This is a genomic window from Ensifer sp. Root954 (genome assembly GCF_001429005.1).
GTDB classification, from domain to species: domain Bacteria; phylum Pseudomonadota; class Alphaproteobacteria; order Rhizobiales; family Rhizobiaceae; genus Ensifer; species Ensifer adhaerens.
Window position 1 is genome coordinate 722 of record NZ_LMJM01000025.1, and the last position, 21366, is coordinate 22087.

26 protein-coding genes and 1 tRNA gene are annotated in these 21366 nt (G+C 63.2%); 15 read left to right on the forward strand and 12 right to left on the reverse strand.

Going from position 1 to position 21366, the window contains the following annotated elements:
• Positions 1 to 39: 39 nt before the first annotated feature.
• On the reverse strand, positions 40 to 498 hold the full coding sequence (locus ASE71_RS36255; protein WP_060516152.1) for a hypothetical protein: 459 nt from the start codon (positions 496 to 498) through the stop codon (positions 40 to 42).
• Between the two features lie 217 nt (positions 499 to 715).
• On the opposite strand from ASE71_RS36255, the gene ASE71_RS19250 reads away from it, so the two are divergent.
• From ASE71_RS19250 to ASE71_RS19260, 3 genes are all read left to right on the forward strand, one after another.
• Positions 716 to 1060 (forward strand): GFA family protein, encoded by a 345-nt coding sequence (locus ASE71_RS19250; protein WP_060515845.1) that lies wholly within the window; start codon positions 716 to 718, stop codon positions 1058 to 1060.
• 462 nt (positions 1061 to 1522) lie between these two features.
• The gene (gene rpoD, locus ASE71_RS19255) at positions 1523 to 3580 is read left to right on the forward strand and encodes an RNA polymerase sigma factor RpoD (RefSeq protein WP_034803439.1); all 2058 of its coding nucleotides are present in this window, start codon (positions 1523 to 1525) and stop codon (positions 3578 to 3580) included.
• 193 nt (positions 3581 to 3773) lie between these two features.
• Positions 3774 to 4067 carry a GYD domain-containing protein gene (locus ASE71_RS19260; RefSeq protein WP_034803438.1) on the forward strand — a complete coding sequence of 98 codons (294 nt, stop codon included), beginning with the start codon at positions 3774 to 3776 and terminating at the stop codon, positions 4065 to 4067.
• A gap of 55 nt (positions 4068 to 4122) precedes the next feature.
• Here ASE71_RS19260 and ASE71_RS19265 read toward each other — a convergent pair whose 3' ends face one another.
• Complete coding sequence (locus ASE71_RS19265) at positions 4123 to 4968, reverse strand: DUF2066 domain-containing protein (RefSeq protein WP_060515846.1); 846 nt, start codon at positions 4966 to 4968, stop codon at positions 4123 to 4125.
• Positions 4944 to 5357, reverse strand: coding sequence for a lysozyme inhibitor LprI family protein (locus ASE71_RS19270; protein ID WP_082566223.1), 414 nt, complete (start codon positions 5355 to 5357; stop codon positions 4944 to 4946). Before ASE71_RS19270 ends, ASE71_RS19265 begins: the two co-directional genes overlap by 25 nt.
• Before the next feature lie 251 nt (positions 5358 to 5608).
• On the opposite strand from ASE71_RS19270, the gene ASE71_RS19275 reads away from it, so the two are divergent.
• Positions 5609 to 6178: a membrane protein gene (locus tag ASE71_RS19275; protein WP_034803436.1), complete on the forward strand. Its 570-nt coding sequence runs from the start codon at positions 5609 to 5611 to the stop codon at positions 6176 to 6178.
• Between the two features lie 44 nt (positions 6179 to 6222).
• Here the strand turns inward: ASE71_RS19275 and ASE71_RS19280 are convergent, their stop codons facing one another.
• Entirely contained in the window at positions 6223 to 6675 is a 453-nt protein-coding gene (locus ASE71_RS19280) for a VOC family protein (protein ID WP_060515847.1), read from the reverse strand.
• 159 nt (positions 6676 to 6834) lie between these two features.
• Here ASE71_RS19280 and ASE71_RS19285 point away from each other — a divergent pair, with 159 nt between their 5' ends.
• From ASE71_RS19285 to ASE71_RS19300, 4 genes are all read left to right on the forward strand, one after another.
• Entirely contained in the window at positions 6835 to 7188 is a 354-nt protein-coding gene (locus ASE71_RS19285; protein ID WP_060515848.1) for a DUF1428 domain-containing protein, read from the forward strand.
• Between the two features lie 126 nt (positions 7189 to 7314).
• A complete protein-coding gene (locus tag ASE71_RS19290; RefSeq protein WP_060516154.1) occupies positions 7315 to 7737 on the forward strand; it encodes a secondary thiamine-phosphate synthase enzyme YjbQ in 423 nt (140 codons plus the stop codon).
• 100 nt (positions 7738 to 7837) lie between these two features.
• A complete protein-coding gene (locus ASE71_RS19295) occupies positions 7838 to 8242 on the forward strand; it encodes a ketosteroid isomerase-related protein (protein ID WP_060515849.1) in 405 nt (134 codons plus the stop codon).
• Positions 8243 to 8649: 407 nt separating this feature from the next.
• A complete protein-coding gene (locus ASE71_RS19300) occupies positions 8650 to 9036 on the forward strand; it encodes a hypothetical protein (RefSeq protein ID WP_034803430.1) in 387 nt (128 codons plus the stop codon).
• A 748-nt stretch (positions 9037 to 9784) separates the two neighbouring features.
• On the opposite strand, the gene ASE71_RS19305 is transcribed toward ASE71_RS19300, so the two are convergent.
• Positions 9785 to 10525 (reverse strand): SIMPL domain-containing protein, encoded by a 741-nt coding sequence (locus ASE71_RS19305; protein WP_034803426.1) that lies wholly within the window; start codon positions 10523 to 10525, stop codon positions 9785 to 9787.
• A 259-nt stretch (positions 10526 to 10784) separates the two neighbouring features.
• On the opposite strand from ASE71_RS19305, the gene ASE71_RS19310 reads away from it, so the two are divergent.
• From ASE71_RS19310 to ASE71_RS19320, 3 genes are all read left to right on the forward strand, one after another.
• Positions 10785 to 10860, forward strand: a tRNA-Ile gene (locus ASE71_RS19310).
• 201 nt (positions 10861 to 11061) lie between these two features.
• Positions 11062 to 11388 (forward strand): ATPase inhibitor subunit zeta, encoded by a 327-nt coding sequence (locus tag ASE71_RS19315; RefSeq protein ID WP_060515850.1) that lies wholly within the window; start codon positions 11062 to 11064, stop codon positions 11386 to 11388.
• 120 nt (positions 11389 to 11508) lie between these two features.
• Entirely contained in the window at positions 11509 to 11907 is a 399-nt protein-coding gene (locus ASE71_RS19320) for a hypothetical protein (RefSeq protein ID WP_060515851.1), read from the forward strand.
• On the opposite strand, the gene ASE71_RS19325 is transcribed toward ASE71_RS19320, so the two are convergent.
• Together ASE71_RS19325 and ASE71_RS35815 are read right to left on the reverse strand one after the other, a co-directional pair.
• The gene (locus tag ASE71_RS19325) at positions 11904 to 13094 is read right to left on the reverse strand and encodes a glycosyltransferase family 4 protein (protein ID WP_060515852.1); all 1191 of its coding nucleotides are present in this window, start codon (positions 13092 to 13094) and stop codon (positions 11904 to 11906) included. The genes ASE71_RS19320 and ASE71_RS19325 overlap by 4 nt on opposite strands.
• 364 nt (positions 13095 to 13458) lie before the next feature.
• Positions 13459 to 13881 (reverse strand): hypothetical protein, encoded by a 423-nt coding sequence (locus ASE71_RS35815; RefSeq protein WP_127889300.1) that lies wholly within the window; start codon positions 13879 to 13881, stop codon positions 13459 to 13461.
• A gap of 42 nt (positions 13882 to 13923) precedes the next feature.
• On the opposite strand from ASE71_RS35815, the gene ASE71_RS19330 reads away from it, so the two are divergent.
• Together ASE71_RS19330 and ASE71_RS19335 are read left to right on the forward strand one after the other, a co-directional pair.
• Positions 13924 to 14277, forward strand: coding sequence for a hypothetical protein (locus ASE71_RS19330; RefSeq protein ID WP_034791958.1), 354 nt, complete (start codon positions 13924 to 13926; stop codon positions 14275 to 14277).
• A gap of 186 nt (positions 14278 to 14463) precedes the next feature.
• Positions 14464 to 15480 (forward strand): glycoside hydrolase family 26 protein, encoded by a 1017-nt coding sequence (locus ASE71_RS19335; protein ID WP_060515853.1) that lies wholly within the window; start codon positions 14464 to 14466, stop codon positions 15478 to 15480.
• Between the two features lie 158 nt (positions 15481 to 15638).
• On the opposite strand, the gene ASE71_RS19340 is transcribed toward ASE71_RS19335, so the two are convergent.
• From ASE71_RS19340 to ASE71_RS19350, 3 genes are all read right to left on the reverse strand, one after another.
• Positions 15639 to 15878, reverse strand: a complete 240-nt coding sequence (locus ASE71_RS19340; RefSeq protein WP_034791960.1) for a DUF982 domain-containing protein — start codon at positions 15876 to 15878, stop codon at positions 15639 to 15641.
• A gap of 245 nt (positions 15879 to 16123) precedes the next feature.
• Positions 16124 to 16846 carry a GntR family transcriptional regulator gene (locus ASE71_RS19345; protein ID WP_060515854.1) on the reverse strand — a complete coding sequence of 241 codons (723 nt, stop codon included), beginning with the start codon at positions 16844 to 16846 and terminating at the stop codon, positions 16124 to 16126.
• Positions 16847 to 16950: 104 nt separating this feature from the next.
• The gene (locus ASE71_RS19350; RefSeq protein WP_034791962.1) at positions 16951 to 17745 is read right to left on the reverse strand and encodes a DUF1194 domain-containing protein; all 795 of its coding nucleotides are present in this window, start codon (positions 17743 to 17745) and stop codon (positions 16951 to 16953) included.
• A 147-nt stretch (positions 17746 to 17892) separates the two neighbouring features.
• Between ASE71_RS19350 and ASE71_RS19355 the strand changes: the two genes are divergently transcribed.
• Together ASE71_RS19355 and ASE71_RS19360 are read left to right on the forward strand one after the other, a co-directional pair.
• The gene (locus ASE71_RS19355) at positions 17893 to 19239 is read left to right on the forward strand and encodes a glucoamylase family protein (protein WP_060515855.1); all 1347 of its coding nucleotides are present in this window, start codon (positions 17893 to 17895) and stop codon (positions 19237 to 19239) included.
• Between the two features lie 20 nt (positions 19240 to 19259).
• The gene (locus ASE71_RS19360; RefSeq protein ID WP_113544707.1) at positions 19260 to 20108 is read left to right on the forward strand and encodes a (2Fe-2S)-binding protein; all 849 of its coding nucleotides are present in this window, start codon (positions 19260 to 19262) and stop codon (positions 20106 to 20108) included.
• A 52-nt stretch (positions 20109 to 20160) separates the two neighbouring features.
• On the opposite strand, the gene ASE71_RS19365 is transcribed toward ASE71_RS19360, so the two are convergent.
• On the reverse strand, positions 20161 to 20958 hold the full coding sequence (locus ASE71_RS19365) for a CbtA family protein (protein ID WP_034791964.1): 798 nt from the start codon (positions 20956 to 20958) through the stop codon (positions 20161 to 20163).
• A gap of 197 nt (positions 20959 to 21155) precedes the next feature.
• Positions 21156 to 21332 (reverse strand): CbtB domain-containing protein, encoded by a 177-nt coding sequence (locus ASE71_RS19370; RefSeq protein WP_034791966.1) that lies wholly within the window; start codon positions 21330 to 21332, stop codon positions 21156 to 21158.
• Positions 21333 to 21366: the final 34 nt, after the last annotated feature.

The following is a 21366-nucleotide window of genomic DNA, read 5'->3' on the forward strand; positions in this document are numbered from 1 at the left end:
GGGCCGCAAGGGCCGGCGTACCCCGTGAGGGTCGGCGGTTCAGTTGGCGAGGCCGAACTGGATCTCGATCTCGTGATAGCGGGCGCCCTGGCCCGCCCAGCGGTGGTAAATCTCGCGGCTCTCGCCGGAGAAATTGTGCCTGGACATCTCGATCTTTGCGACCAGCGGCGCGTAGCCCTGGGTGAAAAGGCTGCGCATCGGACCCTGGTGCAGCGTGGACGCCACCATGATCGGCTCCAGTTCGATCAGATCGAGCGCGCCGCGATAATCCTTGCCGCCCGTGACCGGGCGGCAGATGCGCCAGTCGAACGGCGTCTTGGCGTTTTTCGGTAGATCGTTCGCGATGAAGATCCAGGGACCTGCGGGCATCATTCCTGCACGTTCCATCTCCGCCTCGATGAGAGGCGCCAGCATGGCGCTCTCCGTCTTGACGTCTGGAATGGTGAGCCGCCGACCGATCGATAACACCCGCATGGCGTCGGTTTCCTTGATGAGCATTCGAGCCTCCGTTTCGGTGCGAAGGTCCTGCGCGATCAGGTCAAGCGCAAGCAAAAAGCCGGAATAATCTTGCGATTTTTTCTCGACAATGGGCTCCCTCGGGAATCGTTTTGCGTGCACATGCCTGGCTGCCGCCTGCGCTTGCTTGAAGGCAGGGAGGCTCTATCTTGATGGCAGTGGCGACGTCGTCGCACCGGGAAGTAGAGGAGATGCATGCATGCGTTATGAGGGAAGCTGTCATTGCGGCAAGATCGCCTTCGAGGTGGAAGGGGAATTTGGCGAAGCGATCGACTGCAATTGCTCGCTCTGCCGCCGTCGCGGCGGACTGCTCGCCTTCGTTGCCCGCGACAAGCTGACGCTGACGACGCCGGAAGCGGACCTCTCGACCTATGTCTTCAACAAGCATGTGATCCAGCACCGGTTCTGCGACACCTGCGGAATCGCGCCATTCGGTGAGGGCGACGGGCCGCGTGGGAAGATGGCGGCGATCAACCTGCGCTGCCTGCCGGAGTTCGATATCGAGGCGGTGAAAGTCGTCAAATACGACGGCCGGTCGGTTTAGGACCGGACCGAAAAATGCAGTCCTGGTTGCGCGTGCGCATATGGCACAACGAGACCTTGCCGATTAAATTGTTGCTACCCTTGTCTTTTGGCGGGCAGCGCCTACATCTTCAGCGGAAGCTGATAAACCCCAAAAAGCGACAGGAACGGTGATTTTTACCGAATCATCCGGTTTTTCAGCGGAAATGCTTGACGGGATCGAAAATTCTGGGAATCACCATTTCCGAATAAGAAATGGCGAGATGACACGGCGGTTAGGGAATCATGCCAGAGACGTTTCAGTGGCAGGACTGTCGGAGCTTGTCCGCTTTGCCACGAGTACACTCGTGGTTAAACAGGAATTAAACATCATCCCGTTACGTCAGGGGAAATGATTCGGTGGCGGGTGCGCGGCGCACCCGGACCTTCGAGCGGCATTGGCACCGGGCTCACGCCGGTTGCGACAAGGAAAGCGACGAACTAAATGGCAACCAAAGTCAAAGAAAACGAAGAAGCTGACGTAGAACGCGAAGGCGCTCCGGACGGCCCGCTTCTCGATCTTTCCGATGACGCTGTCAAGAAGATGATCAAGGCCGCCAAGAAGCGCGGCTACGTGACGATGGACGAGTTGAACTCGGTCCTTCCGTCCGAGGAAGTCACCTCCGAACAGATCGAAGACACGATGGCAATGCTGTCCGACATGGGCATCAACGTGATCGAGGACGAGGAAGCCGAAGAAGCTGCCGGCGGCGGCGACGATGAGGCCAGCGACGACGATAACGAAAGCGAAGGCGGCGAACTGGCCCCTTCCAGCGGTACTTCGCTTGCGACCAGCAAGAAGAAGGAACCGACCGATCGCACCGACGACCCGGTTCGCATGTACCTGCGCGAAATGGGTTCGGTCGAGCTTCTGTCGCGCGAAGGCGAAATCGCGATTGCCAAGCGCATCGAGGCTGGCCGCGAGACAATGATCGCCGGTCTCTGTGAGAGCCCGCTGACCTTCCAGGCGCTGATTATCTGGCGCGACGAACTGAACGAAGGCCAGACGCTTCTGCGCGAGATCATCGATCTCGAGACCACCTATTCCGGTCCCGAGGCCAAGGCTGCTCCGCAGTTCCAGAGCCCGGAAAAGATCGAGGCCGACCGCAAGGCTGCCGAGGAAAAGGAAAAGACCCGCAAGGTTCGCTCGCCTGCCAATGACGACGACATCACCAATGTCGGCGGCGACGTCATGCCGGCCGAGGAGGAAGAGGAAGACGACGACGAGTCGAACCTCTCGCTCGCCGCCATGGAAGCGGAACTGCGCCCGCAGGTCATGGAAACCCTCGACATCATCGCGGAGACCTACAAGAAGCTGCGCAAGCTGCAGGACCAGCAGGTGGAAGCCCGCCTTGCTGCCACCGGCACGCTGTCGCCCGCCCAGGAGCGCCGCTACAAGGAACTCAAGGACGAGCTGATCAAGGCGGTCAAGTCGCTGTCGCTCAACCAGAACCGCGTCGACAGCCTGGTCGAGCAGCTCTACGACATCTCCAAGCGCCTGATGCAGAACGAAGGCCGCCTGCTGCGTCTCGCAGAATCCTACGGCGTCAAGCGCGACTCGTTCCTGGAGCAGTATTCGGGCGCCGAACTTGATCCGAACTGGATGAAGTCGATCAGCAACCTGGCCGGCAAGGGCTGGAAGGAATTCGCCAAGAGCGAAAACCAGACGATCCGCGACATCCGCCAGGAGATCCAGAATCTGGCCACGGAAACCGGCATCTCGATCGCCGAGTTCCGCCGCATCGTTTCGATGGTGCAGAAGGGCGAGCGCGAAGCGCGTATCGCCAAGAAGGAAATGGTCGAAGCGAACCTGCGCCTCGTCATTTCCATCGCCAAGAAGTACACCAACCGCGGCCTGCAGTTCCTCGATCTCATCCAGGAAGGCAACATCGGCCTGATGAAGGCGGTCGACAAGTTCGAATACCGCCGCGGTTACAAGTTCTCGACCTATGCCACCTGGTGGATCCGTCAGGCGATCACCCGGTCGATCGCCGACCAGGCCCGCACGATCCGCATCCCGGTGCACATGATCGAGACGATCAACAAGATCGTCCGCACCTCGCGCCAGATGCTGCACGAGATCGGCCGCGAGCCGACGCCGGAAGAACTGGCCGAAAAGCTCGCCATGCCGCTCGAAAAGGTCCGCAAGGTCCTGAAGATCGCCAAGGAGCCGATCTCGCTCGAAACGCCTGTCGGTGACGAAGAGGATTCGCACCTCGGCGATTTCATCGAGGACAAGAACGCGCTGCTGCCGATCGACGCCGCCATCCAGGCGAACCTGCGCGAGACAACCACCCGCGTTCTCGCTTCGCTGACGCCGCGCGAAGAGCGCGTTCTGCGCATGCGCTTCGGCATCGGCATGAACACCGACCACACGCTTGAAGAGGTCGGCCAGCAGTTCTCGGTTACCCGCGAACGTATCCGTCAGATCGAGGCGAAGGCGCTCCGCAAGCTCAAGCATCCGAGCCGCTCCAGGAAGCTCAGAAGCTTCCTCGACAGCTAAAGTCGGGTACATGGAAAGATCGAAAGCCGGGCCACGTGCCCGGCTTTTTCGTTTCCGCCTCACCCATGCGATTTATTGTGGGCGCTTTCGCCGGGGAGTATAGTCGCCCCTTCGCAGTAATCTGGGGCACCCCGTCTTGTACGCGGGAGCAATCGCACCGCGGGCGTGAAGCGTGCCCCCGTGGAGGTGTCAGATGACGACGTATGTCATGCTCCTCAACTGGACCGAGCAGGGCGTCAAGAATGTGCGTGATTCCCCGAAGAGGCTCGACCTCGCACGGAATGTGCTCGGCGAGATGGGCGGCTCCTTCAAGCATTTCTTCCTGACCATGGGTGACTACGACATGGTGGCCATCGTCGAAGCGCCTGACGATGCGGTGGCCGCACGCTTCGCGCTCACGCTTGGCATGGCCGGCAATGTGCGCTCGACGACGCTGAAAGCCTTCCCTGAGGCTGCCTATCGCGAACTGATTGCCTCGCTTGGATGAACAGCCGGTGTTGCGGCCGTGAGGATAATCGCGGCCACAACGCCAGATGCCTCGTTCACGGCGCACCGTTTCCCGAGAGGATGCGGGCCGCGCCGCGCATGGCGTTGCGAAAGGCGTCGTCAAAGCTGATGCCGCTCAACTGCCAGCGGTAACGCTTGCCGCCCGCGTCCATCTGCCATTGGGCGATCCAGCCACGGGCGGCGTCGGACCAGACGAGCGTGCCGATGAGCCGCACGTCGCCGTCGGTTTGTGTCACGGGTGAAAAGAGCTGCGCCGGATCCGCTTGCGGCAGGGTGTCGAGCGCGGGTTTCCGGGCGGTTACGGTCGCTGCATCCGGCAGCACGGTCGAAAGCGCCAGCGGCTTTGCAGCTGCCTCAAGCGAATCCGCCATATAGGGACTTTCACTGCTGTCGCGTGTCAGCACGAAGCGGCGCTTCTGGTCCTTGACCGCCAGCCATACGGCGATCGCCGGGCGAGGGGAGAGCCATGGCTTGCGGCCGAGTTCTGCGAGAAGCGGATCCAGCGTTGCTGGCTGGTACCGGCAGGTGAGGTCATGCGGGCGGTCGTGCGTGCCCTGTTCGTCATGGATCGGGATGCCTTCGAGGCGATCGCGATAGGAGAAGGTCGAGACGAAGCTGCCGGCCTTGGCCTCCGCTGCAGCAAACCGGGGCGCCTCCGTGATCGTCGGATCGCCGGATAGTTTGACGAGCACTTCACGCAGGCATTCGCGAAAACCGATCGCACGATTGGCCTCACCCGTGCCGGTGACGATCGCGTCACTGCGATAAAGCGCGTCGATATCTGCCGCCCCGGCGTGGCTGCCGGCGTGGCAGAGAAGCGCCGCTACGAGCGCCGTGACCGTCGCTCTTTTCCGGATCAGTTTGCCGGCGGCAGGACGCAACTGAGATCGCCCTCCTCACAGCTCAGATAGGTCTTGAAGTCGGCGACGCGCTTCTGTGTGCGATCGTCGCGGCATTCAAGCGTGATCATCGGCTGGGCGGAGCCGCCGGCAACGCCCGAGCTTGCGAAATCGCATTCGGCATCGCGATAGGCGATCCAGGCCCTTTGCGCGGCAACCAGCAGCTTCGTCTTGTCGGCATCGTCCTTCAGGCGTCCCTGGATTTGCTTGTAAAGGGCGTTCAGTTCGGCGTCGGAGGCCTTCAGCGCCTTGTCGGCGCAGGCATTCATCGTCGCCTGGTCGCTCGCATCGGCGCATTCGTCGGCGCGCGCGAGGCCAGTCGCGGCGAACAAGCCGGTGAAGGCGAGCACCATCAAGGCGGATATTTTCATCGATACGCTCCTTTGCGCCCAATGGCTGGCGCGGCATGTCTCCCGTGGATCGTAAAACCTCCGGTGGCGAAAGTTCAATGGCCGGGCCTTCGATGGTTCTCCTTTGAATCAAAAGAGATCCTTAAGGTTTACGTTTTATCAATCTCTGGAGCGCCGCGGCCCCGACGGGCGGCCCGTGGTGTTCGAGCATTTTTCCCGCGGCATTGCCTTGCGCGCAATCGCCGTGCTGCGGGGAAGCAAGAGGTTCTGCGATGCGTTGCGTATTTGTCGTCGTCCTCCTGTTGCTGGCCGGCTGCGGAACGGTGCCGAGAGACACCCGGAATGCCTGCGCGGTTTTCGAGCAGCAAGATGGCCTTTTCAACAATTGGCGCCGGGAAGCCTATAGCGCCCAGCGTGAATACGGCGTGCCCGTGCCGATCCTGATGGCGACGATCTACACCGAATCCGGCTTCCGCCATAATGCCCGTCCGCCACGCACCAAGCTTTTCGGCTTCATCCCCTGGACGCGCGCTTCGACAGCATACGGCTATTCCCAGGCGCTCGACGGCACCTGGGCGCGCTATCAGAGCGAGACCGGCCGCTGGGCAGCGCGGCGTTCGGACTTCGGCGACGCGATTCGCTTCATCGCCTGGTACCATCGCGAAAGTGCCCAGCGGAACGGCATCGCCCTCAACGACGCTTACAGGCTCTACATCGCCTATTACCATGGCCACGGCGGCTATTCCCGAGGCAACTGGAGCGATACGGCCAAGAACGGCGCCAAGCGGGCGGCCGGCATGGCCCAGGTCTACAGCAAGCAGCTCAGAGGCTGCGGCAGCTAACGCCGCAGCCCGGTTGAGCCGGCGCCAGGGGACCGTTCTTCCGCTTAACCAGCGGCTGCGCGATCAAGTTCCGCGACATCGATCTTCACCATGCCCATCATCGCCTGCTGGGCGCGGGCCGCACGCGCCGGATCAGGATCGCCGAGGTGACGCATCAGGGCGTCCGGGATGATCTGCCAGGAAAGACCGAACCTGTCCTTCAGCCAGCCGCAATGCTGCGGCGTGCCGCCGTCCAAGAGCCTTTCCCAGAAGTAGTCGACTTCCGCCTGGTCGGTGCAGCGCAGGAAGAACGACACGGCCTCGCTGAACTTGAAATGCGGCCCGCCGTTGAGCCCCATGAAGTGCTGCCCCTCGAGCTCGAAGGATGCGGTAAAGGCCCTGCCGTCGGGGCCCCGCTTCACGTCGGTGATGCGGGTGTTGCGGAAAATGGCGGTGTAGAAAGCGATGGCGTCCTCCAGCTGATCGTCGAACCAGAGAAACGGCGTGATCTTCTGCATGGGTGTCTCCCGATTTGGATGCTACCGGCCAAGGACGAACGGGGAAGCGCGGTTCCGACAAAAGCCGCGCCGCACTTGAAAGAAAATTCCGTCCCGATGTCGGAACTCTTGGCCGTCCTGCGTCCTATGCTCGTAGAACGAACAGAGGAGACTATATCGATGACCTATGTGGATGGCTTTATCGTTGCCGTGCCGAAGGCGAATATCGAGGCCTACAAGGCGATGGCGAAGGCGGCGGGTGCGGTGTGGATGGAGCACGGCGCGCTCGCCTACAACGAATGCCTGGCGGATGACGCGCCCTATGGCGAAGTGACGTCCTTTCCCCGCTCGGTGCAGGCCAAGGACGATGAGACGGTGGTGTTCTCCTGGATCACCTACAAATCCCGCGCCGAGCGCGACGCGATCGTTGCCAAGGTCATGGCCGATCCGCGGCTGCAGGGCGATGCCTGGAAGCAGGTGTTCGACGGCAAGCGCATGATCTATGGCGGCTTCGAGACCTTCCTGGAGATGTAGGCACGCCACCGCGACGGATTGCGGCAGATCGCCTTGGACCGGGAACGGTCCGGGGATAGAAGCATTGGGCATATCAACGGGTCGCACCGCCTCTCGGGCGGATGCGACCGCCTGCCGGAGGCCTTCATGCCGCAAACGCGCATCACCATCGCCACCCATGGCCAGGGGCTCTATGAATTTACCGACGAGGCGGCGGCCTTCGTACGCGCCAACGCCGACGGCGAGGGGCTGCTCACGGTCTTCGTGCGGCACACCTCCTGTTCGCTTCTCATCCAGGAAAACGCCGACCCGGACGTGAAGCGCGATCTGGACGCCTTTTTCCGCCGCCTCGTGCCGCCTTCCTCGGATCCCTCCATGCGCTGGATCGTGCACACCCAGGAAGGCCCCGACGATATGCCGGCACATATCAAGGCGGCGTTGACGCCGGTATCGCTCGGCATTCCCGTCAGTGGTGGCCGGATGCTCACCGGCACCTGGCAGGGGCTCTACCTCTTCGAGCATCGCGACCGCCCGCATCGCCGCGAGATCGTCCTGCATCTTTCCGCCTGATTGGCCGGCGCCGACGATTGAACGGCGGCGCAAGGGTTCTAGATAAAGGGGCGAGAGCAAGGGCTTGGGAACCGGCCTTCGAGGCTAGGGAGGAACCGGAATGACCGATGCACAGACGATTGCCAGCGGCTTTATCGAGGCGCTGAACCAGCGGGATTTCGAGGCGCTGGCGCGGCTCGTGCATGAGGACATAGAACTCGATTCGCTGACCGGTCAACGCACCGTCGGCGTCGGCCCCTTGCGCGCCTGGCTGATGAACTATCTGCGCCGATTCGACGAGCAGTTCGGAGACGTGGTGCTGATGCGCGATGCCTTCGGCCAGCGCGTGGCCGCCGATTTGACGGTACGGGGCACCTACCGCGAGACCATGGAAGGCTTTCCCCCTGCGACTGGCCAGAGCTACTCTATCCCCAGCGTGCTCGTCTTCGAGATCGAGGACGGCGCCATCACCCGCCTCAGCCATTATCGCAATATTCGCGTCTTTGAGCGGGCGCTTGCCGCCTGAGGGACGCGTAGCCGACCGCTCCTGACGGCCGCGCCCCTTCATTTTCAAGTTTTCTTACTGACCGCCGGATGACTGATCATGTCTTGATCGGGAAAATACCGGCGCGAATCACTTCTGGCACGCCGATGACGGCGGCTGATTCGCCGCTTGTCCAAGCGCAGGCGAAGGCGCGTCCCGGCGCCTTGGCCGCGGTCAAAGCCCTTCGAAATACTTGTTTATAAGCAATGCCTTATCGACTGTGACTTGCACGAAAGTCTCCTCCACGCGCGTGTGGTCATCACGTTCTGGCAATCTGAACGTCCCATGAACATCGGGTTCCGCTGTCGTTCAGCTTGGCGACCCTATTCTCTGATCAATCGCTTGGGACGGTGATTGCCCCTCGAACCCTTCAAGCTTGGAGAGATCTTATGAAGAACCGCCTTTTTAACGCCGCTGCCGCCGCCGTCATCGGACTTACCGGCCTGCTGGGTGCCGCCTCCACCGCTTCGGCGGAATCGATCGAATTCGGTTTCGGCCCGCGCGGTGGCGTCGACGTCCAGTATCGCGACTACGACGGCGGCTACGGTGACGAGCGCGACTGGGGTCGCGGCCGTGACCGCCACTGGGACCGTGACCGCCGCGGCCGTTGCGCGCCCTGGATGGCCGTCGACAAGGCCCGCGATCGTGGACTCCGCCGCGCCTATGTCGCCGACGTCTCTTCGCGCCGCGTCGTCGTCGAAGGCCGTCGCCACGGCCAACGCCAGACGATCGTGTTTGCGAACGCCCGCGGCTGCCCGACGATCGGCCGCTGGTAACACCTAAGCAATCTTCCCGCCTCGTCTCCCCCGGCCGGCGGAAGAATGGCCCCTCATGCCAAGGCATGGGGGGCTTTTTGTTTGACGCCGCAGCGACCAAGGGGCCGGTTGCGCGCAGTCCTGGTCGGGACGCGTGAACGAAGCGAAGTGGATCAGGCCGACAGCGCGGTCCACACGTGCGAATCGTCCGCTCGGGCGATCGTCGTGTCAGGCACCGTAGTTGCCGAACCGACGGCAAAGCTCCGGCCGGTTTGCCCTCTAGCATTGCCAGACGAATGAACGCGCGGCGCAGTTCCATCGCGGACATCTGCGGCCTAGGCATCGGCTGATCTTCTTCAGACCAGATCCAGCCCATGTGTCAGCCATCGCCCGGAATACCTGCCAAGGATCTCCTCGACCGAACACTCGGGACCAACGATCCATGCGATGTGGCTGGAGGTCCGCTTTAGCGGCGAAGATGACGAGGACGTGGAGGCGAGGGCGACGCCAGGCGGAGATCGCGGAGCGGTCGCGGGCGATGCCGCAGGGCGAGGGGCGGCAGCAAATCGCGCGCGGGAAGCGATGTCAAAGCAGGTGCCGGCAAATTTAAGCCTGGAGGTCGGACGGCATTCAGCGCCGGGCCCGGTCTTAGTCGAGTGCATCGCGAGCACCAGCGCCCAAAAGAAAAGCCCCCGGCACCGATCCTTTGGCACCAGGGGCGTTCGATCGTTGAACGCCCGCGCTTGGCCGCGGGCGTTGCTGACAAGCCTTACTGCTTGATTTCGAAGGTCACGTTGACCGTCACGTTGTAGCTGTTTTCGCCGGTTGCGACCGGAACGGCGTCGGCGGCATATTCCTTGGCCATGCCGGCGCGCATCATCGGCACCGGCTCGGGGCGGAAGCCCTGCTCGGAGATGTTGACGATCTTGCCGACCGAGACGCCGGCCGCTTCGGCCAGCACCTTGGCCTTCTCAACGGCATCGGCAACGGCTGCCTTGCGCGCTTCGGTGATCACGGCTTCCGGCTTGTCGTTGGTGAACTGTACGCCGCCACCCTGGTTGACGCCGAGCGAAACCGACTTGTCGATCACTTCGCCGAGCTTGGCGAGATCGCGAACGCGGACGCTGACGCCGTTCGTCACCTGGTAGCCGATCAGCTCCGGCGCGCGGTTGCTGCCGTCGGTGTTGGTCGGGTAGCTGTATTGCGGGTTGAGCATGAAGCCGCTCGTCTGCAGGTCGCGATCGGCAATGCCGCCGTCCTTCAGCGCCTTCAGCACTTCGGCCATGGTCTTGTTGTTGGCGTCCAGCGCTTCACGCGCGGTCTTGCCATCCTTGACGACGCTCAGCTGCAGGACTGCCATGTCCGGCGCGGTCGTCGCGCGGCCTTCGCCGGCAACGACGATGGTGGCCTTGTCCTTGTCCGTCTCCTGCGCCTGAGCGGCGGCAACGCCAGCAAAAGCTGCAGCGAAGGCGGCGATCGAAAGCGTGCGGGCAGTGCGTGTGGAAATCATCTTCAATGTCTCTCCGGTTGTTCCGTCCCAAGCGTCTTCTTGGCTATCGATTGTGTGAGCATTGCGGCAATGGCTTGTCCGCAAAAAGGTTTTCCGCTAGAGCCTTGGCCACCCGCAAACTGCCATTGGTTCGCGGGCCTGGATCACGACGGTGCCACGCCTCGTTCAGAAGCGCAAAGGCCGCCGTAGCACTTAAAGTTGCTGCCCCGTGTCTTATCCCTGGACCGTTACGGTTTAAGGACAGGAGCGGATCCAGAGTGGGCCTGTAGCTCAATGGTTAGAGCCGGCGGCTCATAACCGCTTGGTTGGGGGTTCGAGTCCCTCCGGGCCCACCAGTCACTTGCGAACATTGAATTTTCTAGGTTTTCTGGCTGATTTTTGCCCAGATTTGATGTGCGCGCAGGTTTGGGACACTTCCAGCGATTTTGTTACGACGCGAAATTGCGCACGGCATGTTCCGCCAACGTTGGATAATCCAACCCTCTTCCTCGTGGTTTCTGCTAGGATGGCCGGCCAGGCAGCAATGGAGAATTTCGATGGCTGGTCCGGGCGCGGAAATGGTGCGAATCGTACGTCGCAACAAGCTGGTTGGCTTTTGGGCGGCGGAGAAACTGGCCCTTGCCGGCGAAAATGCCAAGACCTACTCGGATGGTCTTGCGATGGCGGCGCTGGACGTCGAACGCAGCGACATTCTTGCGATCATTCGAAGAGACTTTGACGCGGCAGGCGTGGTCCAATCGGACGACGACATTCTGGCGGTCATGAACGTCTGCTGGCTGGAGGCGGGAAAACGAACAAAGGGGTCAGACGGCAGCGATGCAGCGCTGGTGCAGATTGCACGTCACCTCATGCAAGGATCGTGAGCGACGGATCCTCTCCGGCGCAACAGCTATTCGGGTGCCACGAACGTCGATGCCGGCAAGCTGCTGGTCAACGGCAACCAGTCGATTGCAACCGGACTGACGACGGTTGGTTCTGGTGCCTTGCCCGGCGGCAGCGGCACGATCGGCGGCAGCGTCGTCGTGATCGACCGCAGCACGCTTGCGCCCCGCAACAGCCCGGGAACGTTGACGATCAATGGCAATCTGTCGCTCGCTGCCGCTTCCTTCCTCGATTTCGAATTCGGCCAGGCCAATGTCGCCGGTGGCGCGCTCAACGATCTTGTCGATGTCGGTGGCAACCTGGTGCTCGACGGCACGCTCAACGTTTCCGTCCCCTCCGGCGGCAGCTTCGGCGCCGGCATCTACCGGGTCTTCAACTGCGGCGGCACGCTGACCAACATTGGTCTACAAAGCGCTCGCCTGTCACGACCGCTTTGTCAGGACATACCCTTTCCGAGGCTGCGTTCGCGGTTGTCTCCGCCAACGCGGCCAGATCCTTAGCCGGAAGCGGGGATGGCCCGGGGCTTCATCGTGGCCCTCGGGGTGCTCGAGTTTTCCAGTGCCGAAAGCGCCACGGCGTCCCATTGGGAGAGGATATGTTCGGCGTCGTAGCGTCTGACATTGGCTTCGGCGTTGGCCGCGAGACGGGCGCGCAGGGTCTCGTCGCCCATCAGGTTGGAGAGGGCTTCGGCCAGGGCGTTGATGTCGCCGTTTTCGACGAGGATGCCGTCGTCGCCGTTGGCAATCATGTCGGTCGGGCCCCATTCGCAGGCGAAGGAGACGACGGGGAGGCCTGCGGCCATCGCTTCAAGCAGGGCGATGCCCCAGCCTTCGTAGCGGGATGACAGGACGAAGAGGTCGGCGGTTTCGACCCAGAGGCCGGGTTTCGCGGTGACGCCGGGCATTTCCACCCGGTCGGCCAATCCGAGCGCGTTGCGCTGGGCTTCCAACGCTTTTCTCGCCTCGCCTTCGCCCCAGATGACGAGCTTCCATTCGGGGTGGTCACTGGCCACCTTGGCGAAGGCTTCGAGCAGCAGATCGAAGCCTTTTTGCTCAGTCAGGCGCCCGACGGCGGTGAGCACATTGTTGCCGCGCTTCTTTTGCCAGCCGTCGGGCAGATTGATCGCATTGGCGATCACCCGGCTGGAGCGGCGAACATTCGGCGGGAAATAGTCCAGCGCGCCCTTGGTCATCGTCACCAGCGCAAAGGCGCGCGGGTAGAGACGAAGCTGCAGCCATTTCCAGAAGGGGCCGAAGGGCTGCACCGCCGGGTTGTTGCGCTCGGACACGATCACCGGAAGCCTGAGGCCTCGTGTTGCGAGCAGCGTCAACACGTTCGTGCGCGTCAGGAAGCTCAGGACGAAGTCGGGACGGGTGCGGCTGATCGTGGAGCGCAGTCGGTAGAGCCGCCTTGCCACCAGCCAGGCGGCTCGCAGCTTGCCAGCCTTCTGAACCGGCACGTCGAGCCGCTCGATGGTGACGCGCGGATCGAGCCTGTAATAGGGTTCGGAGGTCGGCGCTTCGAGTGTAATCACCGTGACGGTGCAGCCGAGGCGGGCCCAGTGGCTGGCAACGAGACTGACGACGTGCTCGGTGCCGCCGGCGCCGAGTGCAGAAACAATGATGGTTATGCGCGCGCCAGCGATGCCGGCGGCTCCGACGATGTCGGCACCTGTATCTTGATCCAATTTGGATTGCCCCTCGCTCTCCGCTTTCTATTATTAACAACTCCTTAAATTCGCGCAATGGGACTTTCGCAGTGTGGTAAACGCGCTGGCGAGCAGCCGATCGCGGCTGGCCGGCGCGCAGTTCGCATGTCCCATCGGCAAGGCGAGGCCAGACGTTGGAAGGCCTCAGCCCGTGCAATGGGCGTCGAGGATGGGGCGGGTTGAAGCGGCGCGCGGGGGAAGGTGTCGTCTCTGGGAATACCGGGCGGCTGGTGCTCGCAGGGCTACCGTGCGCGCAAAAAAATGCCCGCGGGAGGCGGGCAGTTTTGGAGTGGGCGCATACGCTCAAACATGTTGCGCCTCGCTCCAAGGTGGCCGTCAGAGGTCAAGGATCCGTAAATGCGCGATAGCTAAAAATAGCGAATGGCAGCGGCCCGTCGTCCCCGCCAGCCGCCGCCGTCCGGATTCCAGCGGAGAACCGGTGGCTGGGGTCGATTTTTTGTCCGGGGACATCAGCCGTAGCATTGGCCGGATATTGCCACCGGGCGTGGTGGCGCGGAAGCGGCAGAGACGGATCGCCGTTCGCCGATGCCGTGATACAGGGGGCCCGGCAAGCCTTTGCTTTTCCGCAATTGTTTCGCTCATAGCCCGCGCCGATGCCTGCGTCCGCCGTCCGCAAGGCGTCGATGTTCGCCAGCGCAAGGCGAAAGCGGCGGCACAACCATGGCGGAATCTCTAAGAAAGGAATTGTTAATTTAAGCAATGAATAATGAAAAAGGGGGTTGAAGATCGCCGCCTTTTCGCCCAAAGGAAGCCCCAGGCGGCTGGACCGCTATTCGAAAGGACGTTTATGCGAATCAAAACCGCATGTGCCGGCGTAGGCCGCACCGCCGTTTCGGGTTTCAAGTTTCTCGTACCGACGACATCAGTTCTAAGCCTCCTGCTTCTGTCCGCCGGCTGCTCGTCGACGGTCGTCAGCGAAACGCCGCTGTTTGCATCGGGCCATTCGAGTGCCTATGCGAGCCCTTCGATCAAGGTCCGCAAGGAAGAGAAGCAGCTGAAGATCGCCGAGGCGGATGAAGACATCGTCGAGCCGGCACCGACGCGCAGGCGCACGGCAACCTACCTCGGCCGCGCGCCCTATATCTGCTCGCCGAGCGGCTTCGGGCGCACGTCACACTGTTTCCTCAGAGCCTCGCTCTAACAGTCTGTCGCGTTCGGGAAGGCAGGCGCAATCGATCATGGAGACGGGGCGGTTGCCAGCCTTGGCGGCGGCCTTTTTGCCATCCGGGCATGACGCCCACGGCCTCGCGATCGCACCGGCTTCCAGCGCGCAGCAAGCCATGTCTGGTTTTATGCGGTGCCAGATGTGGCACGCCGGAGAAAATCGTTGCCTATTGCTGTCCCAAGATCGGTCCTCGGTGCTGGCGCGCTGGCGCTTCTGGCGGTTGCCGGAGTCACGCCGGGCCGCGCGCAGGATCCCGTAGACGGTATCGACCGGTCGCTGACGACCGCCGCCATCACGCCTGAGGCAAGGGAGCGGGAAACACGCACGGTCGAAATCGGTGTTTACGATCCGCATGATGCGGTCGCATCCAGCGACGCGCTGACACTCGAGCATGTCTTCGTCTACTGGCAGAAGCCGGATCGGGCGCAGCTGAAACGGAAGTTCGCAAATGCCGCGCGACAGGGGCGGGCGCTGATGCTTTCGGTCGAGCCCTATACCCATGCCGCCGACTGGCGCGCCGGCGGCAACCGGCTGTTTGCCGATATCGGTAAGGGCCGCTTCGATCGCGAGATTACCGATATTTGCACGCGCGCCGCCGACTTCCGCGGGCCGGTCTACGTTCGCTGGGGCCATGAGATGGAGGAGCCCGGCGAGCGCTATCCCTGGGCGCGGCGCGACAGCGAAGGCTACAAGACGGCGTTCCGCTACTTCGTCAGCAAGTGCCGGGAACTCGCGCCGGCCGCCCGCTACGTCTGGTCGCCGAAGGGCCATCGCAATCTCGCGGCCTATTATCCGGGCGACGATGTCGTCGATGCGATCGGCATCCCTGTCTGGGGCCTGCAGAAGATGGACGTCGACTATTGGGGCCGCGAGCGTCGCTTCGGCGAAGCGCTCAAGGAAAAGTACCAGCGCGTTTCGCGTTACGGCAAGCCCGTGATCGTTGCCGAACTCGGGGTCTCCGGCTCGGCCGATTACAAGCGTGCATGGTATGCCGAAATCCTGGATCAGCAGACCTACCGCCAGGCCTTCCCGCTTCTGACGACCGTCGTCTTCTTCAACGACAAGGAGCCGTACAAGTGGCCGCTCGGTTACGGCGCGCCGGACTGGCGGCTCGACAAGGCGGCGCTCAAGGCGCTTGCCGACCGTGGACCGAAGGAAGCGGCCGAACTCGCCGACTGATCGCCGCGCGTGGCATGAAATCTTGCTGATCGCAGCAGAGGTGCTTTCGGTCGGGGCGATGCGCCGATCGTCCTTCGGCGCATCGTGAAAGCTTCAAACTCCGAGCTCTTGATATCCCGGATCACCTTTGCGGTTCCGGATCATCCCGGTCGCCCGCATCAGGCCAGCAACAGGCCCGATTCCCGGGCGGCTGCGGCAAAGCAGCGGCTCGCTCGGTCCGTACTCGTCAATCCATCCAGCGCATCCAGGCAGCGCCTGAGGGCTGCGCGATATTCCCGGCCACGACGGCCCGGCCACTGCCTGAGCAGTTCCACGGCTTCGAACACCGTTCTGACCACGGTCTGCCGTCGTGCCGAAAGTTTCAGGGGGATGGGAGTGGGAAAGAGTTTCTCGCTCATTGCATTCCTCGTTCACAGTCTTTTCGAGCGAGAGGGCAACGCGAGAGCAGCGGGATGGTTCCATGTTGTCGACCGATTTTATTCGCGCTGACGGCAGGCGAGTTCTCTCCGGCTTTGCGAACCTGATCTTTTGGTTGCGTCGCTTTTGCCGACGGCGGACGAAGGGAGGTGCGGCGGGGAGCTCCATCGGGCTCGGACCGGTGTTGAAAAGCTTTGAAAATCCAGGCCCGGCGCAGGTGGCGGCACTAGAGTTCCAGCGCTGCCTTGAGGTCGGTCGACTTCAGAACGCGCAGGTCGAGGTCGGCTTCGATATGGTCGATGTGGTGGACCATCAGCCGCGCGGCCGCGTCGATGTCGCCACGCTCGATCGCGTTGACGATCTCGTCGTGTTCGCTGTGGCCGCAGCTCGAAACGGTCGATTGTCCGTAAAGCGCGATGACCAGCGAGGAGCGGGCGACGAGCTCGTCCATGAAGCGGCGCAGAATGGTGTTGCCCGAGAGGTCGGCAAGCGCCAGGTGGAAATCGCCCGATGCCTTGATTTCCGCACGACGGGCCGATTGACCGCGCTGTTCGGTCAGTTGGCGCTCGGCTGCCAGCATGCGCCTGAGTTCGGAAAGCTCCGCCTTGCCGATCTGGGCGGCGGCGGCGCGCACGACGCCGGGCTCGATCAGCCGGCGGGTCGCAAAGATCTGGCGCGCCTCGTCGATCGAAGGGTGCGCAACGAAGGCGCCGCGGTTCTTCTCGACGTTGACGAGGCCCTCATAGGACAGCGCCTGCAGGGCGGCGCGCACCAGCGTTCGGCTGACGTTGAACAGTTCGCCGACGTCGCTTTCCGAAAGCTTCGTGCCAGGCGCAAGCCGCCGCTCGACGATCGCATCGCGCAATGTATCGCGGATGTGCTGACTGCCGGTGTCGGTGGTCGGGTCTGTGGCCAGTTCGGCCTGATGGGGCGTGGTGGTCAAGGACATGAATCGATCCGCGAAGCAACGCGCCATCTTATCGTCGGACGAAGCGAAGGGAAACGACAATCTGACGCGCAAAGGTTGCGGGGGCATCGTCCGGTCTAGCGAGGCTACTTGTCGAGCTCCGGATAGACCCGGTCGAGGAAGCCCGGCCGCAATTTCTCGCCGATCAGGCAATCGGGCGCCGGGAAGGCATCGACATAGCGTATGGTCGGCGGCGGTGGCAGGCCGCTGACTTCGAGCACCAGTTTCTGGCGGATCGCGATGGAGAAATCTTCGGGCTCGTGCACCGGCAGCACGAAGGAGCCGGGGCCGCCGATGACACATTCGGCATAGTATTGGTCAAGCGGGCCGGTCGAAACCGACGGGCGGATGAGGATGGCAAGCCCGTTGATGGTGATGCCGCGCGTGATCGCGATCTCGCGGGCTGGAAGCACCGGCGGGCCGATGTTGTTCGGCCCGTCGCCGGAGATGTCGATGACCCTACGCACGCCGCTGAACGCGTTGGAATCGATCAGCGCCGTGCCATAGGTGATGGCGTTGGAGATGGAGGTGCCGCGGCGTGTGCCGACCGGCCGCGCTTCGATCAGCTTGGCGAAGGCGTCGGCGTCGGCGGCATTGTCGATGACCTTCCAGGCGACAACGGAGGACTCGTTCACCGTTCCGGCCCATTCGAAATAGCCGATGGCGATCTTGCCCAGCTGGCCGCTTTCGACCGCATCAAGGAAGTCGCGATGCCGGAGTGCCTCGACATAGCCGGCCCGCTGGATGCGGGCCTCGTCGAGATCCATCGATCCGGACATGTCGACCGCCAGGATCAGTTCGACGTCGACATTCGTCGCCTCGGCGGTCGATGGGCTCGGGCCACCACTCAATGAAAGGAGTAACGCCAACACGCTCAACATCGCTTCAACCAGTCATTGCGCGCGGTCAGATTAGAAGACTGTAACACAAGATTGGATTTCGGCGACCGTTTGGGTGTAGTTGGCCTTCACTAAAGAGTGATTTTGCCGGGTCCTGCATGAGGCCGGATGTCGGACAGGAAAGGCGAAATGCCGCAGCGTACGGAAAATACTGAGCGATTTCAGATCGATCGATTGCAGCAGACGGCGTTCGGGTATTTCCTCGAACATTCGGATCCGGTCACCGGACTGATCGCCGACACCGCGTTGCCGGGCGCGCCGGCGAGCATCGCTGCGACCGGCTTCGGCCTTTCCTGCTATCCGATCGGCGTCGAGCGCGGCTGGCTTTCGCGCAGCGATGCCGCGCGGCGGGTGGCGACGACGCTGCGCTTCCTTGTCCAAAGCCCGCAGTCCCGCCACCGGCAGGCGACCGGCTATCGCGGCTTCTACCATCACTTCCTCGACATGCGGACCGGCGAGCGTACCTGGCAGAGCGAGCTTTCGACCGTCGATACGGCGCTGCTGATCGCCGGCTGCCTGACCGCCTCTGCATATTTTTCCGGTAGGGATGCGGACGAATGCGAGATCCGCGCTCTTGCCGATCGGCTCTATGCGCGGGTGGACTGGCGCTGGGCGCTCAATCGGGGCGACACGCTGACGATGGGCTGGCGGCCGCCGGGGCGGTTCTTGAAGCATCGCTGGCGGGGTTACAGCGAAGCGCTGCTGCTCTATGTGCTGGCACTCGGCGCGCCCGACCATTCGATCGAACCGGAGCACTATGCGGCCTTTGCCGAGGGCCATGACTGGATTCCCGTCGACGGCCGGCCGCATCTGCATGCGGCGCCACTCTTCATCCATCTCTTTCCGCAGGCCTGGCTCGATCTGCGCGGGCTTTCCGACCGGCCGATGCGGGAGCGGGGGACGGACTATTTCGAGAATACCCGACGCGCCATCGCCTTGCAGCGGGACCATGCGCGCTCCAATCCCGGCGGTTTCGCCGGATATGGCGAGCACCTGTGGGGCCTGAGCGCCTGCCATGCGCCGCGCGGCCGGCTGCGGCTTGCGGATGGGCGCCAGCAGCGGCTTTTCGGCTATGTGAACCGCGGCGCACCCTACGGCCTTGATGACGGCACGCTCGTGCCCTGGGCGCCGCTTGCCTGCCTGCCGTTCGAGCCGGATGCGGCGCGGGCCTCCCTGGTGCATATGGCAGACAGTTATCCGGGACTTTTGAGCGAAGGGCGCTTTCCTGGCGGCTTTAACCCGAGCCTGGCCGCCGGCGCAGGCCCGGAGGGCTGGATCGATGCGCGGGTCGTCGGTCTTGACCAGGGCCTCGTTGTCATGATGATCGAGAACTGGCAAAGCGGCCTTAGCTGGGCGCTGATGCGCAGCATGCCGGCGATCCGCCTCGGCCTTGAGCGGGCGGGCTTCGACGGTGGCTGGCTGCAGGAGGGGGAAGGCGCGTGTGGTAATCCGCCCGCATCCCGCGCCAGAGGATGAGAACGGACGACGGAGACGGCATGCGCTTGAACGACCACCGGCCGACAGCGGAGACCGCGGCGTTTGCGCCGCAGGCGCTGGCCGTCGCCGACCATCCGCGTGCCCAGTTTCCCGAGGCTGCCGTCTCGCTCGGGCCGGCGGCCAGTGATTTCAGCGCGCCGGGCGACTTCTGGGCTGCGGGCAGCGCTGGCCTCGAGGCGGGGCTCGCCTATCAGGATTTCTTTGGGGTCGGCATGACCGACCGGGTCCGGGCGGCGCATCTGATCGCCTTCTATAGCCGCCAGCTGAGCGTGGTCCTTGGCGCGTTCCATCTCGGCGCCGGGTTGCAGGCGGAGGTGGCCGGCATTCGTTTCGAGGATTGGACGCGGCTTCACCGTGGCGTCGAAATCGCGGGCAAGCGCTATCATTTTCGCCTGCATCCGCCGGCGACGGAGCGCCAGGGTGGCGAAGGTGCCAGCGCATTCGAACAGGGCTTCATCGCCCATCTGGCACCCGTCGTTGCGGTTCTGAAAGCGCGAGCAGGGCTGTCGAGCGGGGCGCAATGGCGGCTCGCGGCCGATGCCCTGGCCGGCGCGTTCCTGGAAATCGGCCGCGCGATCGGCGACGAGGCGCGCGGCATGGCCGAGGCGCTGGCGATCGTCAAACGACCGGGTTCGCGGCTCTACTCAGAGGAGCTCTGCTACGAGCAGATCGCGGCTCTCGATCCGGCAAGCGGCGCTGAGCTGTCGCGCCAGTATCGGATCCGTTGCGGCTGCTGTCTCTACTTCAAGACGGAAGGGGGCAGTTTCTGCGACTCTTGCGTGCTGCTGGAGCCGGAAGATCGCCGCGCGCGGCTGGCGGCGCATCTCATGCAAAACGGCGGGACCTGAACCCCGCCGTCGCTTTGCTGACGATCTGTGATCTGTGATCTGTGATCAGTGATCACTGTGCCTTGACGAAGCGCTCGTTGATGAAGCCGGAGACGACGCCGAGCACGATCCAGAAGGCAAGCGTGGTGGCGAGTGCGGCAACCGCAAACTCGGCGCCGAGCACGGCCGGAACGTTGCTGGTGATATCGAGCGGCTGCGGCGCCCCGTAGACATGGGGTGCTGCGATCGCCACCAGGCCTGCGACCTTGGAGACGATCTCCTCGCGCAGGACGACGAGATAGAGGCCGACGGCGGAGAGCGCCACGGTCACCAGCCACCAGGTCTGGCGGTCGCCGAGTTCGGCTGCCGGAAAGCCCGGCAGTTCCGGCGGCAGACCGATCGCCGGCAGCATGTGCACGGCAAGCCAGCCGCAGGCGCCCCACAGCGCGCCGTTCCTGAGCGTGATCGGGTAGCCGATCACCAGGCTGACGCCGGCGAGCAGCAGGCCGAAGCCGGAACCTGTGACGAGGTTCGCCATCAGCGTGCCGGAGAAGCGGCTCATGCCGAACATGATGCCGCCTTCCTCATGCTCGCCCTCATGGGCATAGGCCGGGGTGATCGGCGACAAAGCGTCGAGGAAAGCGCCGAACGGCGACACGGCTTTGAGCGACGAATGCTGGTCGTGGTTTTCTGCGGCCGGCTGTGCCGCACCCGGCTGGGCGGCGGGCTGTTCGGTAGCGGCCGGTGCCTCGCCTTCGAATTCTTCTGCATGCAGGATCAGCGGTGTGACGCGCAGTTCCTGGGCGCCGGTCATGAAGACACCGGCAATCAATCCAGCCACGATCGCGGCCAGAAGCGTTCTGACAATCATCTTGAAATCCCTCGATAACGACAAAAGCCACGCCCTGTGGCGTGGTCCTTGAGCCTTCCCATTTTCCCTATGCTGCGGATGGCCTTCGCGCGCCGGAAAAACCGGGATGCACGCAGGCCTCCATCCGGCTCGGGCCGGATGCGTTCAGGTCCGCAGATTGTTCGATGCGGAACGTTGTTCACGTTCCGGCGCATCGGTCAGTGGCAGGGGAAGCCGTAGGAGTGGCGGGTGTCGTGCGCCGTGTCGTGCAGCACTGCCGAGTTGGCAAGGCCGGCGCCAAAGACGAGGAATGCGCCGATGAAGAGCGCGATGACGCCAGCGGTCAGACGATCGCTGAGGGAGAGCGGGGTGCTCGAAATGGTAGACGTAGCCATGACAACCTCCGTGATGGCATCGGGAAATTCCCGG

What these genes read in the sequence shown, in the direction of transcription:
- ASE71_RS19350 (WP_034791962.1), bottom strand. Translation starts at nt 17,745, where the DNA reads ATGTTGAGCGTGTTGGCGTTACTCCTTTCATTGAGTGGTGGCCCGAGC.
- ASE71_RS19345 (WP_060515854.1), bottom strand. Translation starts at nt 16,846, where the DNA reads ATGTCCTTGACCACCACGCCCCATCAGGCCGAACTGGCCACAGACCCG.
- ASE71_RS19260 (WP_034803438.1), top strand. Translation starts at nt 3,774, where the DNA reads ATGACGACGTATGTCATGCTCCTCAACTGGACCGAGCAGGGCGTCAAG.
- ASE71_RS19275 (WP_034803436.1), top strand. Translation starts at nt 5,609, where the DNA reads ATGCGTTGCGTATTTGTCGTCGTCCTCCTGTTGCTGGCCGGCTGCGGA.
- ASE71_RS19355 (WP_060515855.1), top strand. Translation starts at nt 17,893, where the DNA reads ATGCCGCAGCGTACGGAAAATACTGAGCGATTTCAGATCGATCGATTG.
- ASE71_RS19285 (WP_060515848.1), top strand. Translation starts at nt 6,835, where the DNA reads ATGACCTATGTGGATGGCTTTATCGTTGCCGTGCCGAAGGCGAATATC.
- ASE71_RS19270 (WP_082566223.1), bottom strand. Translation starts at nt 5,357, where the DNA reads ATGAAAATATCCGCCTTGATGGTGCTCGCCTTCACCGGCTTGTTCGCC.
- rpoD (WP_034803439.1), top strand. Translation starts at nt 1,523, where the DNA reads ATGGCAACCAAAGTCAAAGAAAACGAAGAAGCTGACGTAGAACGCGAA.
- ASE71_RS19305 (WP_034803426.1), bottom strand. Translation starts at nt 10,525, where the DNA reads ATGATTTCCACACGCACTGCCCGCACGCTTTCGATCGCCGCCTTCGCT.
- ASE71_RS19250 (WP_060515845.1), top strand. Translation starts at nt 716, where the DNA reads ATGCGTTATGAGGGAAGCTGTCATTGCGGCAAGATCGCCTTCGAGGTG.
- ASE71_RS19315 (WP_060515850.1), top strand. Translation starts at nt 11,062, where the DNA reads ATGGCTGGTCCGGGCGCGGAAATGGTGCGAATCGTACGTCGCAACAAG.
- ASE71_RS19340 (WP_034791960.1), bottom strand. Translation starts at nt 15,878, where the DNA reads ATGAGCGAGAAACTCTTTCCCACTCCCATCCCCCTGAAACTTTCGGCA.
- ASE71_RS36255 (WP_060516152.1), bottom strand. Translation starts at nt 498, where the DNA reads ATGCTCATCAAGGAAACCGACGCCATGCGGGTGTTATCGATCGGTCGG.
- ASE71_RS19300 (WP_034803430.1), top strand. Translation starts at nt 8,650, where the DNA reads ATGAAGAACCGCCTTTTTAACGCCGCTGCCGCCGCCGTCATCGGACTT.
- ASE71_RS19365 (WP_034791964.1), bottom strand. Translation starts at nt 20,958, where the DNA reads ATGATTGTCAGAACGCTTCTGGCCGCGATCGTGGCTGGATTGATTGCC.
- ASE71_RS19360 (WP_113544707.1), top strand. Translation starts at nt 19,260, where the DNA reads ATGCGCTTGAACGACCACCGGCCGACAGCGGAGACCGCGGCGTTTGCG.
- ASE71_RS19370 (WP_034791966.1), bottom strand. Translation starts at nt 21,332, where the DNA reads ATGGCTACGTCTACCATTTCGAGCACCCCGCTCTCCCTCAGCGATCGT.
- ASE71_RS19330 (WP_034791958.1), top strand. Translation starts at nt 13,924, where the DNA reads ATGCGAATCAAAACCGCATGTGCCGGCGTAGGCCGCACCGCCGTTTCG.
- ASE71_RS19280 (WP_060515847.1), bottom strand. Translation starts at nt 6,675, where the DNA reads ATGCAGAAGATCACGCCGTTTCTCTGGTTCGACGATCAGCTGGAGGAC.
- ASE71_RS19295 (WP_060515849.1), top strand. Translation starts at nt 7,838, where the DNA reads ATGACCGATGCACAGACGATTGCCAGCGGCTTTATCGAGGCGCTGAAC.
- ASE71_RS19290 (WP_060516154.1), top strand. Translation starts at nt 7,315, where the DNA reads ATGCCGCAAACGCGCATCACCATCGCCACCCATGGCCAGGGGCTCTAT.